Source organism: Achromobacter sp. SIMBA_011, assembly GCF_046535435.1.
GTDB lineage: Bacteria > Pseudomonadota > Gammaproteobacteria > Burkholderiales > Burkholderiaceae_B > Achromobacter > Achromobacter dolens.
Genome location: NZ_JAWRWN010000001.1, coordinates 1197139 through 1214696, shown reverse-complemented (window position 1 = coordinate 1214696; position 17558 = coordinate 1197139). Strand labels below are relative to the sequence as shown.

Annotated in this window: 19 protein-coding genes and 1 pseudogene; 13 read left to right on the top strand and 7 right to left on the bottom strand. The window is 69.7% G+C overall.

What is annotated here, in order from left to right:
- Positions 1-35: 35 nt before the first annotated feature.
- The 9 genes and pseudogenes from SB816_RS05620 to SB816_RS05580 all read left to right on the top strand — a co-directional run bounded on the left by SB816_RS05620 (position 36) and on the right by SB816_RS05580 (position 7406).
- Positions 36-1001 (top strand): LysR substrate-binding domain-containing protein, encoded by a 966-nt coding sequence (locus SB816_RS05620; RefSeq protein WP_063569904.1) that lies wholly within the window; start codon positions 36-38, stop codon positions 999-1001.
- A 152-nt stretch (positions 1002-1153) separates the two neighbouring features.
- Complete coding sequence (locus tag SB816_RS05615) at positions 1154-1705, top strand: 3-hydroxyanthranilate 3,4-dioxygenase (protein ID WP_049076093.1); 552 nt, start codon at positions 1154-1156, stop codon at positions 1703-1705.
- Positions 1706-1733: 28 nt separating this feature from the next.
- The gene (locus SB816_RS05610; protein ID WP_395757015.1) at positions 1734-2735 is read left to right on the top strand and encodes an amidohydrolase family protein; all 1002 of its coding nucleotides are present in this window, start codon (positions 1734-1736) and stop codon (positions 2733-2735) included.
- A gap of 50 nt (positions 2736-2785) precedes the next feature.
- On the top strand, positions 2786-3961 hold the full coding sequence (locus SB816_RS05605; RefSeq protein WP_049076095.1) for an ABC transporter substrate-binding protein: 1176 nt from the start codon (positions 2786-2788) through the stop codon (positions 3959-3961).
- A gap of 35 nt (positions 3962-3996) precedes the next feature.
- Positions 3997-4917, top strand: a complete 921-nt coding sequence (locus SB816_RS05600; protein WP_049076096.1) for a branched-chain amino acid ABC transporter permease — start codon at positions 3997-3999, stop codon at positions 4915-4917.
- A 19-nt stretch (positions 4918-4936) separates the two neighbouring features.
- A complete protein-coding gene (locus tag SB816_RS05595) occupies positions 4937-5923 on the top strand; it encodes a branched-chain amino acid ABC transporter permease (RefSeq protein ID WP_064525808.1) in 987 nt (328 codons plus the stop codon).
- A 62-nt stretch (positions 5924-5985) separates the two neighbouring features.
- Positions 5986-6432, top strand: a pseudogene (locus tag SB816_RS05590) (ABC transporter ATP-binding protein); the annotation flags it as partial.
- A 6-nt stretch (positions 6433-6438) separates the two neighbouring features.
- Positions 6439-6699, top strand: a complete 261-nt coding sequence (locus SB816_RS05585; RefSeq protein ID WP_374700842.1) for a hypothetical protein — start codon at positions 6439-6441, stop codon at positions 6697-6699.
- The gene (locus tag SB816_RS05580) at positions 6696-7406 is read left to right on the top strand and encodes an ABC transporter ATP-binding protein (protein ID WP_054415099.1); all 711 of its coding nucleotides are present in this window, start codon (positions 6696-6698) and stop codon (positions 7404-7406) included. The genes SB816_RS05585 and SB816_RS05580 overlap by 4 nt, the downstream gene beginning before the upstream one ends.
- A gap of 19 nt (positions 7407-7425) precedes the next feature.
- On the opposite strand, the gene SB816_RS05575 is transcribed toward SB816_RS05580, so the two are convergent.
- A complete protein-coding gene (locus SB816_RS05575; protein WP_410546599.1) occupies positions 7426-9054 on the bottom strand; it encodes a mannitol dehydrogenase family protein in 1629 nt (542 codons plus the stop codon).
- Positions 9055-9322: 268 nt separating this feature from the next.
- On the opposite strand from SB816_RS05575, the gene SB816_RS05570 reads away from it, so the two are divergent.
- The 3 genes from SB816_RS05570 to pyrF are packed head-to-tail and all read left to right on the top strand — an operon-like array spanning position 9323 to position 11921.
- Positions 9323-9721 carry a diacylglycerol kinase gene (locus tag SB816_RS05570; protein WP_054415096.1) on the top strand — a complete coding sequence of 133 codons (399 nt, stop codon included), beginning with the start codon at positions 9323-9325 and terminating at the stop codon, positions 9719-9721.
- Positions 9722-9774: 53 nt separating this feature from the next.
- Positions 9775-11094, top strand: coding sequence for an NAD(P)/FAD-dependent oxidoreductase (locus SB816_RS05565; protein WP_144655529.1), 1320 nt, complete (start codon positions 9775-9777; stop codon positions 11092-11094).
- Positions 11095-11102: 8 nt separating this feature from the next.
- Positions 11103-11921 (top strand): orotidine-5'-phosphate decarboxylase, encoded by an 819-nt coding sequence (gene pyrF, locus SB816_RS05560; protein WP_144655530.1) that lies wholly within the window; start codon positions 11103-11105, stop codon positions 11919-11921.
- 69 nt (positions 11922-11990) lie between these two features.
- Here pyrF and SB816_RS05555 read toward each other — a convergent pair whose 3' ends face one another.
- The 6 genes from SB816_RS05555 to ribBA all read right to left on the bottom strand — a co-directional run bounded on the left by SB816_RS05555 (position 11991) and on the right by ribBA (position 16603).
- Positions 11991-12557, bottom strand: coding sequence for a CinA family protein (locus tag SB816_RS05555; protein ID WP_054415090.1), 567 nt, complete (start codon positions 12555-12557; stop codon positions 11991-11993).
- Positions 12554-13060 carry a phosphatidylglycerophosphatase A gene (locus SB816_RS05550; RefSeq protein ID WP_049076110.1) on the bottom strand — a complete coding sequence of 169 codons (507 nt, stop codon included), beginning with the start codon at positions 13058-13060 and terminating at the stop codon, positions 12554-12556. Before SB816_RS05550 ends, SB816_RS05555 begins: the two co-directional genes overlap by 4 nt.
- 145 nt (positions 13061-13205) lie before the next feature.
- A complete protein-coding gene (gene thiL / locus SB816_RS05545; RefSeq protein WP_064525817.1) occupies positions 13206-14171 on the bottom strand; it encodes a thiamine-phosphate kinase in 966 nt (321 codons plus the stop codon).
- Positions 14172-14426: 255 nt separating this feature from the next.
- A complete protein-coding gene (gene nusB / locus SB816_RS05540) occupies positions 14427-14918 on the bottom strand; it encodes a transcription antitermination factor NusB (RefSeq protein ID WP_144655531.1) in 492 nt (163 codons plus the stop codon).
- On the bottom strand, positions 14887-15417 hold the full coding sequence (gene ribH, locus SB816_RS05535) for a 6,7-dimethyl-8-ribityllumazine synthase (protein WP_006391339.1): 531 nt from the start codon (positions 15415-15417) through the stop codon (positions 14887-14889). Before ribH ends, nusB begins: the two co-directional genes overlap by 32 nt.
- Before the next feature lie 10 nt (positions 15418-15427).
- On the bottom strand, positions 15428-16603 hold the full coding sequence (gene ribBA / locus SB816_RS05530; RefSeq protein ID WP_049076118.1) for a bifunctional 3,4-dihydroxy-2-butanone-4-phosphate synthase/GTP cyclohydrolase II: 1176 nt from the start codon (positions 16601-16603) through the stop codon (positions 15428-15430).
- Between the two features lie 147 nt (positions 16604-16750).
- Between ribBA and SB816_RS05525 the strand changes: the two genes are divergently transcribed.
- Entirely contained in the window at positions 16751-17557 is an 807-nt protein-coding gene (locus SB816_RS05525; RefSeq protein WP_049076120.1) for an HAD-IIB family hydrolase, read from the top strand.
- Position 17558 lies beyond the last annotated feature (1 nt).

The following is a 17558-nucleotide window of genomic DNA, read 5'->3' as shown; positions in this document are numbered from 1 at the left end:
AACAGGATCGCCGCCCCGCCGGGACGGCCGCGCGCATGTCGAACTTCCGCATCACGCCCAACGCGCTCAGCCACAAACTCAAGCTGCACCAGTTGCAGATCTTCGAGCGCGTGCTGGCGCGCCGCTCGCTGTCGCGCGCCGCCAGCGACATGCACCTGACCCAGCCCACCGTCACCAAGGCCATCCACGACCTGGAAGCGTTCTTCGGCGCGACGCTGTTCGAGCGCTCCAACCGCGGCGTAACGCCGACCGAGCTGGCGCTGGTGCTGGGCCGCCGCGTGCACGCCATGATGGCCGAGATCCGCTACATGGCCGACGACATCGACGCGGTGCTGGGCGGCGCCAGCGGCCACGTGGTGGTGGGCACGCTGATCGCGGCCTCGGCCAAGCTGCTGCCCGAGGCCATCGCGCGGCTGATGACCGAGCACCCCGGCATCCAGGTCACGGTGCGCGAGGGGCCGTCGGCGCAGTTGCTGCCGGCGCTGGCCACCGGCGACGTCGACATCGTGGTGGGCCGCCTGCCGGGCGCCGACATGGCGTCGATCTCGGGCGTCGCCGTCGACCACCACAAGCTCTACCGCGAGGATCTGTGCCTGGTGGCCGGCGCGCGCCATCCGCTGGCGGGCGCGGCGCGCGTGACGCTGGCCGAGCTGGCCGACCACATCTGGATCCTGCCCGCGCCCACCTCGCCGCTGCGCGCCTCGATCGAGCGCAGCTTCTTCGACGCCGGCGTGCGGCTGCCCACGCGCCACGTCGAGTCGCTGTCGCTGCTGACCAATATCGGCATCCTGATGCACAGCGACGCGCTGGCGCTGATGCCCTACGACGCCGCGGCCCAGTTCCTGGCCATGGGCGTGCTGACGCGCCTGCCCACCGACGCCTTCGGCGCGTTTGGCGACGTCGGCTATTCGATCCGCGCCGACCGGCCGTTGACGCCGGCCTGCCTGCGGCTGGTCGAGTACCTGAAGCAGATCGCGGCGCAGCGCCCCGCCGGCGCCTGAGCGCCGGCCACCGCATCCGGGATATCCCGTTCAGGGAAACCCCGCGATAGATACCCCGCATATCCAACCGCGCAATTTCTATTGTGCCGCGGCCCCTTCCCCCGCCTAGACTTGCCTTCAACGAAGTCCGCAAGCGCCTCCCGGAGACCGTCATGCCCGCCTATGGCCCGCCCCTGAATTTCCAGCGTTGGATCCAGGACCATGCCCACCTGCTGCAACCGCCGGTGGGCAACCAGCAGATCTGGCAGGACGCCGATTTCATCGTCACCGTGGTCGGCGGCCCCAACCTGCGCACCGACTACCACGACGATCCACTGGAAGAGTTCTTCTACCAGGTACGCGGCAACGCCTGGCTGTCGCTGTGGATCGACGGCAAGCCCGAACGGGTCGACCTGAAGGAAGGCGACATCTTCCTGTTGCCGCCGCACGTGCGCCATTCGCCGCAGCGCCCCGAGACCGGCAGCGCCTGTCTGGTGATCGAGCGCCAGCGCCCACAGGGGCTGCTGGACGGCTTCGAATGGTATTGCCCGCATTGCGGCCACCTGGTGCACCGCGTCGAGGTGCAGCTCAAAAGCATCGTGACCGACCTGCCGCCGCTGTTCCAGGCCTTCTATTCCAGCGAGGAAAAGCGCACCTGCCCCGGCTGCGGCGCGCTCCACCCCGGCAAGGCGCAGGCCCCCGCCGCGCAGCCGTCGCCCGCCTGACGCCCCCAACCTGTCATCCGCCCTCTTTATGACCCTGAAAATCGATATGCACGCGCACTTCTTCCCGCCCATCACGCGGCAGGAAGCGGCGGCGCTGGATCCGGTGGCCGCGCCCTGGCTGCGGCGCGACGGCGATGGCTCGACCGGCCAGATCATGGCCGGCGACCGCCCCTTCCGCCCGGTCGACGCCACGTTGTGGGACCCGGCCCTGCGCATCGAACAGATGGACCGCCACGGCGTCGACCTGCAGATCCTGTGCGCCACGCCGGTGATGTTCGGCTACGCCTATCCCGCGCGGGCCGCGGCCGACTGGGCCGCGCGCATGAACGACCTGGCGCTGGAGCACTGCGCCTTCGCGCCCGGCCGCCTCAAGGCGCTGGCGCAGGTGCCGCTGCAGGATCTGGACCTGGCCTGCCGCGAGGCCTCGCGCGCCCGCGCCGCCGGCCACCTGGGCGTGCAGATCGGCAATCACGTCGGCCCGCGCGACCTGGACGACGACACGCTGGTGCGGTTCCTGGTGCATTGCGCCGACGAAGGCATCCCGGTGCTGGTGCACCCTTGGGACATGATGACCGACGGCCGCATGAAGCGCTGGATGCTGCCGTGGCTGGTCGCCATGCCCGCCGAAACCCAGTTGGGCATCCTGTCGCTGATCCTGTCCGGCGCGTTCGAGCGCATCCCCCGCAGCCTGAAATTGTGCTTCGCCCACGGCGGCGGCAGCTTCGCCTTCCTGCTGGGACGCGTGGACAACGCCTGGCGCCACCGCGACATCGTGCGCCAGGACTGTCCGCAGCCGCCCTCGTCGTACACCGACCGCTTCTACGTCGACAGCGCCGTGTTCGATCCGCGCTCGCTGCGGCTGTTGATCGACGTGATGGGCGAGGACCGCGTGCTGCTCGGTTCCGACTATCCGTATCCGCTGGGCGAGCAGGAGGTCGGCCGGCTGGTGTCGAATTCCGACCTGCTGCCCGCGGTGCGCCACAAGATCCTGTCGGCCAACACGCAGACGTTCTTCGGGCTGGACCGCTGAGCCGCCCGCCAACCATGACCGTGAGACACGGCAACGCAAGGGGATTCACCATGAAACGCATCCATCTGCTGGCCGCCGCCGCGGCCGTCGCCCTGGCGCCCGGCGCCGCCGCCTGGGCCGATGTGAAGATCGGCCTGTTGACCACCCTGACCGGGCCCGGCTCGGTGCTGGGACAGGACCAGCTCGACGGCTTCATGCTGGCCGTGGAACAGGGCGGCGGCAAGCTCGGCGGCGTGCCGGTGCAGGTCATCAAGGAAGACGACCAGTTCAAGCCCGAGGTCGGCGTGCAGGCCGCGCGCAAGCTGGTGCAGAGCGACAAGGTGCCGATCATCACCGGCGTGGTGTATTCGAACGTGATGCTGGCCGTGGCGCGGCCGGTGACGGGCGCCGGCGTGTTCCTGGTGGGCTCGAACGCCGGCCCCACCAACCTGGCCGGCAAGGACTGTTCGCCGTTCTTCTTCTCGACCTCGTGGAACAACACCCAGCGCCACGAAGGCAGCGGCGAGATGGCCAACCAGATGGGCTTCAGGAAGGTCTACCTGCTGGCGCCCAACTATCAGGCCGGCAAGGACGCCATGGCCGGCTTCAAGCGCTTCTTCAAGGGCGAGGTGGTCAACGAGGTCTTCACCCAGGTGAACCAGCCCGACTACTCGGTCGAGCTGGCGGCGCTGGCCGACGCCAGGCCCGATGCCGCCTATGTGTTCTTTCCCGGCGGCATGGGCGTGAACTTCATCAAGCAGTACCGCCAGGCCGGCCTGTTCGACAAGATCCCGCTGCTGTCGGTCGACACCATCGACGGCGCCACCCTGCCCGCGCTGCAGAAAGACGCGCTCGGCGCGGTCACCAACGTGCCGTACTCGCCCGACCTGGACAACGCCGCCAACAAGGCCTTCGCCGCCGCCTTCCGCCAGAAGTACGGCCGCGAGCCGTCCAGCTACGCGGCCCAGTCGTGGGACGCGGCGCAACTCATCGGCTCGGCGCTCAAGCGCACCGGCGGCAAGACCGACGACAAGGAAGCCCTGCGCAAGGCATTGGAGGCGGCCGATTTCCAGTCGGTCCGCGGCGAATTCCGCTACCAGCCGAACCACTTCCCGGCGGCCGGCTTCTTCCGCGCCGACGTGGCGGCGGGCGCGGACGGCAAGGTCGGCTTCGTCAACAAGGGCCCGATCTTCGCCGACCTGTCCAAGGTCTCGGACCAGTACGCCGCCCAGTGCGCCATGAAATGACGCCGGCCTGCCGGGCAATAACGAGGTAAGGCGCCATGTCCGCGACATTGCTGCTGGTGCAGGCCCTGAACGGCCTGCAACTGGGTATCCTGCTTTTCCTGCTGGCCGCCGGCCTGACGCTGGTGTTCGGCATCATGAACTTCATCAACCTGGCGCACGGCTCGCTGTACATGATGGGCGCCTTCATCGCGGCCACCGTGTTCCGCCACAGCGGCTCGTTCCTGCTGGCCGCGGCCGCCGTGGTGGCGGGCATGGCGCTGCTGGGCCTCTTGCTGGACCGCATCGCGCTGGCGCGGCTGTATCCGCGCGAGCACCTGGACCAGGTGCTCGCCACCTTCGGTTTCATCCTGTTCTTCAACGAGCTGACCCGCATCATCTGGGGCCCTGCGCCCATCAGCATGGGCCTGCCGTCGTGGCTGTCGGGCACCATCGACCTGCTGGGCGTCACCTACCCGCTATACCGCTTTCTCATCATCGTGGCGGGGCTGGCGGTGGCGGCGGGCTGCTACGCGCTGATCCACCGCACGCGGCTGGGCATGCTGATCCGCGCCGGCTCCACCGACCGCATGATGGTGGGCGCGCTGGGCGTGAACATCGCGCGCCTGAACACACTGCTGTTCGTGCTGGGCGCGGTGCTGGCCGGCGTGGCCGGGCTGATGGCCGGGCCGATCCTGTCGGCGCAGACCGGCATGGGCGAACCGATCCTGATCCTGACGCTGGTGGTGATCGTCATCGGCGGCATCGGCTCGGTGCGCGGCGCCTTCCTGGCGGCGCTGATGGTGGGACTGGTCGACACGCTCGGCCGGGCGCTGCTGCCCGCCTTGCTGCGCGCCGCGCTGCCGCCGGCCGCCGCCAACGCGGCCGGCCCGGCGATCGCCTCGATGCTGATCTACATCGTCATGGCGCTGGTGCTGGCGCTGCGGCCGCAGGGCCTGTTTCCCGTGCGGCATGGATAGCGCCCAAGGAGGCCCCGACATGCTTCGACTCTCTCCCCGCGCGCTCGCCGCCGGCGCGCTGTTGCTGCTCCTGGCGCTGGTGCCGCTGTACGCGCAATGGCAGGGCGAACCGTTCCTGCTGGCGCTGTTCGGCCGCGTGCTGGTGTACGGCATCGCCGCGCTGGCGCTGAACCTGCTGCTGGGCTACGGCGGCATGGTCAGCTTCGGCCACGCGTTGTACCTGGGCCTGGGCGCCTACGCGGTCGGCGTGCTGAACCACTACGGCATCGAGAACGGCTGGCTGCACCTGCTGGCCGCGCTGGGCGCCTGCGCCGTGGTCGGCCTCGTCAGCGGCTACGTGGTGATGCGCACGTCCGGCATCGCCTTCATCATGATCACGCTGGCGTTCGCGCAGATGTTCTATTTCCTGGCCACGGGGCTGGAGGGCTTCGGCGGCGACGACGGCATGTCGCTGTTCGCCGGCAGCGACTTCGGCCTGTTCCGGCTCGATACGCCGCTGGCGCTGTACTACACCGCATTCGGCGTGCTGCTGCTGGCGCTGGCCGCGCTACGCCGGCTGGTGCACGCGCCGTTCGGCATGGTGCTGCGCGGCTGCCAGGCCAACGAGCGGCGCATGCGCGCGCTGGGTTTCGCGACGCTGCGCTATCGCCTGGCGGCCTATGTGCTGTCGGCGATGGTGTGCGGCGTGGCCGGCGTGCTGCTGGCCAACCTGACGCTGTATGTGTCGCCCTCGTACCTGGCCTGGACCACCTCCGGCGAGCTGATCGTGATGGTGGCGCTGGGCGGGCTGGGCACGGTGGTCGGCCCGGTTGCCGGGGCCCTGGCCTTCCTGTTGCTGGAGGAAGGACTGAAGCTGCTGACCGACCATTGGATGCTGGTGATGGGCCTGCTGATCGTGGGCGTGGTGCTGGTGTCGCGCCGCGGCCTGTATGGCGGTCTGTCGGACAAGCCGTTGCGCCTGCGCGCCGCGCGCGCCCTGCCCCACCCCACCGGAGAACCGCGATGAGCGCGCTGCGCGTCGAACATCTGGTCAAGCGCTACGGCGGCCTGACCGTCACCGACGACCTGTCGCTGGACATCCGGCCGGGCGAACTGCATGCGGTGATCGGCCCCAACGGCGCCGGCAAGACCACGCTGATCGGCCAGTTGAGCGGCGAGCTGCGGCCCGACGGCGGCCGCGTGCTGCTCGATGGCGAGGACGTGACGCGCCTGCCGGTCGAACGGCGCGTGCGCCGCGGGCTGGCGCGCTCGTACCAGATCACCTCGGTGTTCAAGCCGTTCACCGCGCTGGAGAACGTGGCCATGGCGGTGCAGGCGCGGCGCGGCCACGGCTTCCGCTTCTGGCGGCCGCTGCTGGCCACGCCGGCGCTGCGCGAGCCGGCGCGGGAGGCGCTGGCGCTGGCCGGCCTGGACGCGCGCGCCGACACCCCCGCCGCCGCGCTGGCGCATGGCGAGCTGCGGCAACTGGAGCTGGCCATGGTGCTGGCCTGCCAGCCGACCCTGCTGCTGCTGGACGAACCCATGGCCGGCATGAGCCAGCATGAATCCGAGGCCATGACGCGGCTGCTGCAACGCCTGCGCGGGCAATACACCATTCTGCTGGTGGAGCACGACATGCAGGCGGTGTTCGCGCTTTCCGACCGCATCACGGTGCTGGTGTATGGCCGCGCCCTGGCCTGCGGCGATGCCGACCAGATCCGCAACGATCCGCAGGTGCGCGAGTGCTATCTGGGCAGCGAACGCGGCCACGCCGGCCGCCGCGCTCAGGGAGCGTCGGCATGAGCGCGCTGCTGTCGCTGCGCGGCGTGACCGCGCACTACGGCGCCAGCCAGGCGCTGTTCGGCATCGACCTGGATATCGGCCCGGGCGAGTTCGTGACGCTGCTGGGCCGCAACGGCATGGGCAAGTCGACCACGGTCAAGGCCATCATGGGCCTGAACCGCGCCAGCCGCGGCGCCGTCACGTTCGACGGCCGCGACATCGTCGCCCTGCCGGCCTATAAGGTGGCGCAGTGCGGCATCGGCCTGGTGCCCGAGGGCCGGCACGTGTTCCCCAACCTGTCGGTGCGCGAGAACCTGGTGGCCACCGCGCACAACCGCCAGGGGTTGGCGCAGCCCTGGACGCTGGAACGCGTCTACGCGCTGTTCCCGCGCCTGGCCGAACGCGCGCGCCACCTGGGCAGTCACCTGTCGGGCGGCGAGCAGCAGATGCTGGCCATCGGCCGCGCGCTGCTGACCAATCCGCGGCTGCTGATCCTGGACGAAGCCACGGAAGGCCTCGCGCCGGTGGTGCGCGAGGAAATCTGGCAGGCGCTGGAAAGCCTCAAGCGCACCGGGCTGGCGGTGCTGTGCATCGACAAGAACCTGGAGCCGCTGCTGGCCACCGCCGACCGCCACGCCATCATCGAAAAGGGCCGGGTAGCGTGGAGCGGCACCTCGCAGGCCTTCATCGACGACGAAGCGCGCCTGCTGCACTACCTGGGCGTATAGCGCCACCGCCGGCGCGGGCTCACATACCCAGGCCGGCCGCTTCCCGTGAAGGCGGCGCGGCCGCGGCGGCCGTCGCTTCAGCCGCCTCGGTCACGCCCACGCTGTCGGCCGGAACAATAGGCTCGGGTTCGCGCGCCACGGCTTGCAGCGCATGCAGGACGCCATGTTCGCGCAGGACCTCCAACTGCGCCGCCAGCGCCGCGACGAACACCGGCTTCTCGCCCAGGTCGCCGAACACCGGTCGATAGCCGGCCAGCACCAGGGCGCGGCGATAGGCCGCCTGCTTGGGCGCCGCCGCCCGCGCCGCCACATCGGCACGCGCCAACAGTCTGGCCAGGGGCGCGGCCAGCGGATCGTCGATCGGATAGCGCGCGCCGCTTTCGTCTTCGCCCCGCAGATAGTGCAGCCAAGCCGCGACCGCCAGCGCCAGGCGGCGAATATCGTCGCCGCGGCGCAGGCGGTCGCGGATGGTGGCCAGCAGGCGCGGCGGCAGTTTGTGCGAACTGTCCATCGCCACCTGCCACGTCGGATGCGGCAGCGCCGCGTTGTCGGCGCGCGCCAGGAAGCGCTGGCGGTAGCCTTCCAGGCCGGCATCCGGAATGCCCTTGAGCGTGGGCGCGATCTCGTGGCGCATCAGGTCGTCCACGAAGCCGCGCAACGCCGGCACCGCCGCCGCCTCATGCATGGTGGCCGCGCCCAGCAACGTCCCCAGGCAGGCCAGCGCCGAATGCGGGCCGTTGACCATGCGCAGCTTCAGCCGCTCATAGGGCGCGGCATTGGCCACGAAGGTCACGCCCGCGGCTTCCCAGGCGGGGCGGCCGGCCGCGAACTTGTCTTCGATCACCCAGTTCAGGTAGGGCTCGGCCACCACCGGCCAGGCGTCTTCCACCCCCAGGCGCTGCGTGATGCGCGCGCGGTCTTCGTCGCGGGTGGCCGGCACGGTGCGGTCGACCATGGAATTGGGAAAGGTGCAATGCGCGTCGATCCAGCCGGTCAGCGCCACGTCCAGCCGCAGCGCAAAGGCCAGCACCAGACTGCGCAGCGTGTCGCCATTGGCCTGCAGATTGTCGCAGGACAGCAGCGTCAAGGGCGGCAGGCCGCGCTCGCGGCGCAGCGCCAGGCCATGCACCAGCATGCCGATGGCGCTGCGCGGGCGCACCGGGTTCTCCAGATCGTGCAGGATGTCCGGGTCGTCCCAGCGCAGGTGGCCGGTGGCCGGTTCGTGGCAGTAGCCCTTCTCGGTGATGGTCAGGCTGACGATGCGCGTCTGCGGATAGGCGATGCGCTCGAGCACCGCTTGCGGATCCTCCTGGGCCACCATTACGCGCAGCACCGACCCGACCACGCGCAGGGATTCCCGCGCGCCGCCTGCCTCGTCGCCGTCGCGCAGCGCCAGGGTGTACAAGCCATCCTGGGGCGTCAGCGCATCGCGCACGGCCGGACTGCGCAGCGACACCCCCAGGATGCCCCAGGTCAGATCCTGGCTGGCGGCCATGGCCAGGTCGGTGGCCAACGCCTGGTGCGCGCGATGAAAGGCGCCCAGCCCCAGATGCACAATACCCGGCGTCAATCGGCCGCGGTCATAGGCGGGTTTCTCCACGTCTGCGGGCAGGCGCGACAAGGACTCCGTATTCAAGCGTTCGAGCATGGATTGCTGTGTCTCAGGGCGCCTTGATGCATCCGCCCCAAGACGGGCGCAGAGGCGCGTTGGTAGGGAATTGCACACGGCGGGCGTGGTCAGAAGCCAACGCCGCGATGCCGCGCGCCGCCAGGGTATCGCATGGCCGCGGCGAAGGCAAAAAGTAACGTAGTATTACCAGCAAAACCTGGCGGATGCTTGACCCGCCTCATGTCGCATCACGCCGGCAATCCATATCTGTTAAAAAGCCGCCACACCCGGCCTTATTACGCTTCCCATGTCGACCAACCCGCACCACTCGCCCTACAAAAGCACCGGCGGCCTGCGCCGCATCCTGAATGCGCTGCGCTACTCGCTGCAGGGCCTGCAGGCCGCCATCAAGTACGAGGCCGCCTTCCGCCAGGAACTGGCGCTGGCCGTGCTGCTGATCCCGGCCGCGTTCTTCCTGGGGCGCACCACGGTCGAGGTGTTCTTCCTGATCGGCACCGTGGTGCTGGTGCTGGCGGTGGAGCTGCTGAATTCGGCGATCGAGGCGCTGGCCGACGCGCTGTCGGTCGACACCCATCCGCTGCTGGGCCGGGCCAAGGACCTGGGCAGCGCCGCCGTCATGCTGCTGCTGCTGTTCACCGTCGCCGTCTGGGTGGGCGTGGCAGTCAGCCGCTTCGTGATGCACTGATTCACGGCGCCGGGCTTGCCCGCCAAGGGGTCCGGGCCTCTATACTGGGAACCATGATGCCCAACTCGACGCCAGCCCCTTCGGAACGCATCGTCATCGTCGGCGGGGGTGCCGGCGGCCTCGAACTGGCCGCCAAGCTCGGCCGCCTCCACGGCCGCCAGCACATCACCCTGGTCGACAGCCGGCCGTTCCACATCTGGAAGCCGTCGCTGCACGAAGCGGCGGCGGGCACATTGGATATCCACCAGGAAGGCCTGTCCTACCTGATGCTGGCGCACCTGAACGGGTTTTCCTTCGCCCAGGGCCAGTTGGTCGGCGTCGACCGCGAGCGCCGCATGGTCACGGTCGATGCCGTGGCCGACAGCCAGGGCCAGGAAGTGCTGCCGCGCCGCGAACTGGCCTACGACACGCTGGTGCTGGCGCTGGGCAGCACCTCCAACTTCTTCAATACCCCGGGAGCGGCCGAGCACGCCGTCACGCTGGACACCACCGAGAACGCCGAGCAATTCCGCCTGACCATGCTCAAGGCCATGGCGCTGGTCGACCAGGCCAAGGTGCGCGATCCGTCGGCTCGGCTGGACCTGGTGATCGTCGGCGGCGGCGCCACCGGCGTCGAGCTGGCGGTGGAACTGGTCGAGGCCAGCCACGTGGTCAGCGCCTACGGCCTGCCGAATTTCCGCGCCGAGCGCGATCTGGCGATCACCCTGGTCGAGGGCGCGCCGCGCATCCTGTCCGCGCTCCCCGAAAAGATATCCATCGCCGCCACCGCGCGCCTGACCGAGCTCGGCATCCGCGTCGAAAGCGACTGCCGCGTCTCGGAGGTCGCCGCCGATTCGGTCAAGACCGCCGACGGCCGCGAATTCCCCGCGCGCCTGTGCATGTGGGCGGCCGGCATCAAGGGCCCGGCCCTGCTGGCCGAGCTGGACCTGCCGCTGAACAGACTGGGCCAGCTCGAGGTCAACGAACGGCTCGAAACCGCCGACCCGCACATCCTGGCGCTGGGCGACTGCTGCGCCGCGCCCTGGCGCGATGGCCGCACCGTGCCGGCGCGCGCCCAGGCCGCGCACCAGCAGGCCGATTACCTGTGCAAGAAGCTCACCGCGCGCCTGCGCCGCGCGGCCGAGCCCACCGCTCCCTATGTCTACGAAGACCACGGCTCGCTGGTCTCGCTGGGCCAGGACGCCGGCGTGGGCAGCCTGATGGGCAAGCTGGCCGGACGCGGACTGTTCGTAAGCGGTACACTGGCGCGCCTGATGTACATGAGCCTGCACCTGATGCACCACAAAGCGGTGCTGGGCATCTCACGCACCGCCTCCCTGGCCCTGGCCCGCCTGCTCATGCGGCGCACGCGCCCCCGGGTCAAACTGCACTGAACTCCCCCATGAATTTCCTCCAAAGACTCGAACACGCCTGGACCACCAGCAACTCGCTCCTGCAAGTCGGGCTCGACCCCGACCCGCAACGCTTTCCGCGCGAACTGCAGGGCAAGCCGGACGCGATCTTCCACTTCTGCCGCGACATCGTCGACGCCACCGCGCCCTACGCCTGCAGCTTCAAGCCGCAGATCGCCTACTTCGCCGCGCACCGCGCCGAAGACCAGCTCGAAGCGCTGTGCCAGCACATCCGCGACAAGCACCCCGACCTGCCCATCGTGCTGGACGCCAAGCGCGGCGACATCGGCTCCACCGCCGAAAACTACGCCCGCGAAGCCTACGAGCGCTACCAGGCGCACGCGCTGACGGTCAGCCCGTACATGGGCCTGGACTCGGTCGAGCCCTACCTGGCCTGGCGCGACCGCGGCGTGATCGTGCTGTGCCGCACATCCAACCCCGGCGGGTCGGACCTGCAGTTCCTCAAGATGGATAACGGCGAGCCCCTGTACCTGCACGTGGCGGGGCTGGTGGCCGACAAATGGAATGCCAACGGCCAGTGCGGCCTGGTGGTGGGCGCGACCTTCCCGAACGAGCTGGCCGCGGTGCGCCAGCGCATCGGCGACGCGGTGCCGCTGCTGGTGCCGGGCATCGGCGCCCAGGGCGGCGACATCACCGCCACCGTCAACGCCGGCGCCAACGCCGCGCGCAGCGGCATGATGATCAACTCGTCGCGCGCCATCATCTACGCCAGCGGCGGCGATGACTGGCGCCAGGCCGCCGGCGACGCCGCGCGCGGCCTGCGCGACGCGATCAACGCGGTGCGCTGAGCGCCGCCCGCGGGGGCCAGGCGGTTCCCGCGGTATCCCTGGACCGCGCCATTGCGCGGGCGGTCTTCCTCAACGCCGGTTGACCGGCGCCCCCAGCAGTTCCAGCACGCCGCGCAGCGCGAATTCGACCGCCTGCTGGCGCACCTGCGCGCGGTCGCCGCTGAACACGTGGGTGACGGCGCGGCTGCTGATGCCGTCGCCGACCCGCTGCGCGAAGCCGAAGCACACCATGCCCACCGGCTTGCCCGGCGTGGCGCCGCCCGGACCGGCGATGCCGGTGGTGGACACCGCCACCTGCGCCGCCGGCGAGGCCAGCAGCACGCCGTTGGCCATCTCCAGCGCCACCGGCTCGCTGACCGCGCCGAAGTGATGCAAGGCGTCCGGCGACACATCCAGTTCGCTGACCTTGGCATCGTTGCTGTAGGTGACGAAGCCGCGGTCGAACCACTCGCTGGACCCGGCCACCGCCGTCACGGCGCCCGCCAGCAGCCCGCCGGTGCAGGATTCGGCGGTGCCCAGCACCAATCCCAGGCGCCGCAACGTATCGCCCAGCCGCTCGGCCAGCCCGTATACGGTGGCCTGCGCCAGTTGTTCAGCCGACAGATTGGACGGCGGGTTTTCGTGTTGCTGGTTCATCCCAAGACTCCTGTGCGCACGGCCAGCGCCATGATCAGCAAGGCGTATCCGGCCGCGACGATATCGTCCCACATTACCCCGAAACCGCCCTTCAGGCGGGCATCGAAGAACTTGATGGGCGGCGGCTTGACGATGTCGAACGTGCGGAACAGCACGAACGCCAGCGCCTGCGACAACCAGCCGGCCGGCGTCAGCCACAGCACCAGCCAGAACGCCACCATCTCGTCCCACACCATTCCGACATGATCGGGCTGCTGGAGTTCGCGGCCGACGCGGTCGCAGGCCCAGCAGCCGTACAGGAAGGCCAGCGCCAGGAAGATGCCGATGGCCAGGTCCGACGCGGCCGGCGCGGCGGCGACCCAGATGAGCCAGGCCAGCAGCGTGCCCCAGGTGCCCGAGGCGGGGCGGATCAGGCCGCTGCCGAAGCCGAAGGCGATCAGGCGGCCCGGATCGCGGCACACCCAGGACAGCGCGGGATAGACCGCGCGCGAGCGTTCGCGCATCGACGGGGAATGAGGAGAAGAGGACGACATGGATGAGGGCCCGGGAATGGCTGGGATGAGGCCGATGGAAAGGGTGGCGTTCAGGAAACAACCGTGGCAGCGATTGTGACAGGGTTTGCCTGCGTCCGGCGCAAGGCCGGCGCTCTCAGACCGAGGGAAAGTGATCGAAGCCGGCGGGCAATCGTGTCAACGGCTGTCCGGCGGCGTCCCGCAGCACCAATCCCGGCTCGGCCACGATATTGCCCACTTGCGTCACGCGGACGCCGGCCGCCTGCGCGGCCGCCCGCACGGCGTCGCGGCGGGCGGGCGGCGCGGTGAAGCAGAGTTGGTACACGTCGCCGCCGCCCAGCACCGCTTGGCGCACGACGTCAGCGGACATGCCGGCCAGCGCGGCGGCCACGGGCATGCGGTCTTCATGCAGCAACGCCCCCACCCGGCTGGCCGCCAGGATGTGGCCGAGGTCCTGCAGCAAGCCGTCGGAAATATCGATGGCGGCGTGCGCGATGCCGCGCAACGCCACGCCCAGCGCCACTTGCGGCTCGGGCCATTCCAGCGCGCCGCGGGTCGCGGCCAGCCGCGCCGCGTCGGCCGGATACTGCCCGTCGAGCAGGCGGTAGGCCACGTCGGCCGCGCCCAGTTCGCCGGACACCCAGATATCGTCATCCACCCGGGCGCCGTCGCGGCGCAGCGCGGCGCCCGCCGGCACGGCGCCGAACACGGTCACGCTGATGGCCAGGTCATGGACGCTGCGGGTGGTGTCGCCGCCGATCAACGGGCAGCCATGGACCTGCGCCAGCGCATGAAACCCCTCGGCAAACGCCGCCAGCCACGCCTCATCCAGCCGCGGCAGCGCCAGCCCCAGCACGCAACCGATGGGCCGCGCGCCCATGGCCGCCAGGTCCGACAGGTTCACCGCCAGGGCCTTGTGCCCCAGCGCCTTCGGATCGACATCGGGAAAGAAATGCCGGCCTTCCAGCAGCAGATCCGTGCTGGTGGCCACCTGTTCGCCGGCCGGCACCGGAAACAACGCGCAGTCATCCCCCACGCCCAACAGCCCCGCCGGCGCGGCGCGCGTGAAATAGCGCGCGATCAGATCGAATTCGGACGCCACGACAACTCCGCAGTCCGGCGCAATGCGCCGGTATTGACTCCCACACCGGAGCCACGCTCCAAGGGAAGATTCGCGCCAAAGAGAGGTCCGCACCAGAGGCGCGGAAAGCTCGCTCCAAAAGAAGGAAGCCCGCCCCAAAAGGGAGGCCGCCCCAAAAAAACGGCCCTCCCCAAACCCGGGCCGCGCGGATCCGGCTCCGCCGGTCCGCAGCGGCGCCCCCCTGGGGGGGAAGCGCGCAGCGCTTCGGGGGGGGGTCTACTTCTTGATTTCGTGCGAGCGCACGTCCGCCGCCAGCTTGTCGAGCACGCCGTTGACGAACTTGAAGCCGTCGGTGCCGCCGAACGACTTGGCCAGTTCCACGGCTTCGTTGATGGCGACCTTGTACGGCACTTCGACATGATGGATCAGTTCGAAGCTGCCGATCAGCAGGATGCCATGCTCGACCGGCGACAGCTCGGCCAGCGGACGGTCGACGTAGGGCGTGAAACGCTCGCGCAGCGCGGGCGCTTCGCGCAGGACGCCATGCAGCAAGGTCTTGAACCACTGCGCGTCGGCCTCGGAGAAGTCCTCGGTGTCGCGCAGATGGGCGTCGATCTCGCCGGCGTCCTGCGTGCCTTCGCCGCCGCGCAGCAGCCACGCGTACACGCCCTGCAGCGCGAATTCGCGCGCACGGCGGCGCGCGCTGCGGGCGTTGGCGCGGGCTTGCGCCGCGCTATCAGCGCTGGTCGTCGTCTTCTTCGTCGTCAAAATCTTCGTCCTCGTCTTCGTCGTCTTCGTCTTCTTCCTCGGGCTCCAGGGCCGCCACCAGGTTGGCCATTTCGACGGCCACCTGGGCGCAGTCGCGGCCCTTGCCGGCGGCGCGGGCTTGCGCCTGCTCGTCGGTGTCCACGGTCAGCACGCCGTTGGCGACCGGGATGCCGGTCTCGAGGGAGATGCGGGTGATAGCAGTGGCCATTTCATTGCTGACCACTTCAAAGTGATAGGTCTCGCCGCGGATGACCGCGCCCAGCGCGATCAGGGCGTCGAACTCGAACGTCTCGGCCATGTGCGACAGGGCCACGCCCAGTTCCAGGGCGCCCGGCACGGTGGCGACCATCACGTCGCGCTCGTCCACGCCGAGTTCGGCCAGTTCCTTCAGGCACGCTTCGAGTTCGGCCTGGCCGATCTCTTCGTTGAAGCGGGCGCGTACGATGCCGATGTGCAGCCCTTCGCCGTTCAGGTCGGGGGTGAGGATGTAAGGGTTCATGTGTCGGCCTTCAGTGTGTTGCGGGAGTGTTCGGAGGGTCGCAATCGTAACCCGTAATGGTGAGCGAGAAGCCCGCCATGCTGGGCATCTTGCGCGGCCGGGCCAGCAGCTTCATCTGGCCCACGTTCAGGTCGCGCAGGATCTGGGCGCCGATGCCATAGGTGCGCAGGCCGAAACGGTCGGCGTTGGCGGGGTTGGCATTGGCCTTGGGGTCGCTCCAGCCGGCGATCTGCGCGAACAGGTGTTCGGTGGACGACTGGCAGTTCATCAGCACCAGCACGCCGGCCGGCGCCTGCGAAATGGCCTGCAGGGCCTGCGCCACGCCCCAGCTATGCGGGCTGGCGCCGGTATCCAGCACGTCCAGCACCGAGGCCGGCTCGTGCACGCGCACCAGGGTCTCGACGTCTGGCGCCACGGTACCATGCACCAGCGCCAGGTGGGCCGAGCCAGTGGCGGCGTCTTCATAGGCCACGGCCTCGAAGGTGCCCCAGGCGGTCTGCATGCTGCGCTTGCCGACGCGCTTGACGATGGATTCGTGCTCGCTGCGGTATTGGATCAGGTCGGCGATGGTGCCGATCTTCAGGCCGTGCTCGCGGGCGAACTGCACCAGGTCGGGCAGGCGCGCCATGGTGCCGTCCGGCTTGAGGATCTCGCAGATCACCGCGGCCGGGGTCAGGCCGGCCATGGCGGTCAGGTCACAGCCAGCCTCGGTGTGGCCGGCGCGCACCAGCACGCCGCCGGGCACGGCGCGCACCGGGAAGATGTGGCCGGGCTGGACCAGGTCGGACGGCTTGGCGTCGCGCGCCACCGCCACCTGGATGGTGCGGGCGCGGTCGGCGGCCGAAATGCCGGTCTCGACGCCTTCGGCGGCCTCGATCGACTGGGTGAAATTGGTGCCGTATCGTGTGCCGTTGCGGGCCGCCATCAGCGGCAGGTCCAACTGGCGGCAGCGCTCTTCGGTCAGGGTCAGGCACACCAGCCCGCGGCCGTGGGTCACCATGAAGTTGATGGCCTCTGGCGTGACGAACTCGGCGGCCATGACGAGGTCGCCTTCATTTTCGCGGTCTTCCTCGTCAACCAGGATGACGATGCGGCCGGCGCGCAGCTCGGCGATGATCTCGGCGACCGAGGCAATATCGAAGGATTCCGGCTCGGAGCCGGGCAACGGGGACAACTGGACGGACATGGCGGGCACGCAAACCAGGCGGGAAAGCCCGGATTTTACCGCCCCCGGCGCCATATCCCCTACCGGCCCGCCCCGCCCCCGCCCAAACAGGGCCATCCGGTTAAACTTTCGGCCGGAGAACACCCCATAAAACCAAGGAAAAACGCCATGCAAGCCCTTGCGGCCATGCCTTTGACCGTCGCGGCGGGGATCCGCGTCGTGCTCACCGACATCGACGACACCCTGACCACCGAAGGCCGGCTGCCCGCCGACGCCTACGCCGCCCTGGAACGCCTGGAACAGGCCGGCATCCAGGTGGTGCCGATCACCGGCCGCCCGGCCGGCTGGTGCGACCACATCGCCCGCATGTGGCCGGTGCGCGCGGTGGTCGGCGAGAACGGCGCGTTCTACTACGCCTACGACCGCCAGGCGCGCCGCATGGTTACGCACTACTGGACCGACGCGGCCTCGCGCCAGGCCAGCCGCAAAAAGCTCGACGCGATCCGCGACCGGGTGCTGGCCGAGGTGCCCGGCGCCGCCGTGGCCAGCGACCAGGACTACCGCGTGGCCGACCTGGCCATCGACTTCTGCGAGGACGTGCCGCCCCTGCCCGAGGCCGATATCGGCCGCATCGTGCGCATCTTCGAAGACGCCGGCGCCCAGGCCAAGGTCAGCTCGATCCACGTCAACGGCTGGTTCGGCGACTACGACAAGCTGACCATGACGCGCACCCTGTTCCAGCGCGAATTCGGCATCGACGTGGCCAGCGCGCTCGACAGCACGCTGTTCATCGGCGACTCGCCCAACGACGAGCCCATGTTCGCCTACTTCCCCGTCTCGGTCGGCGTGGCCAACATCCAGTCGCAACTGCACCGCCTGACGCACCGTCCCGCCTACGTGGCCGCGTTCCATGGCGGCGCCGGCTTCACCGAGATGGCCGACCGGCTGCTGGCCGCCCGCGCCGTCACCGCCTGAG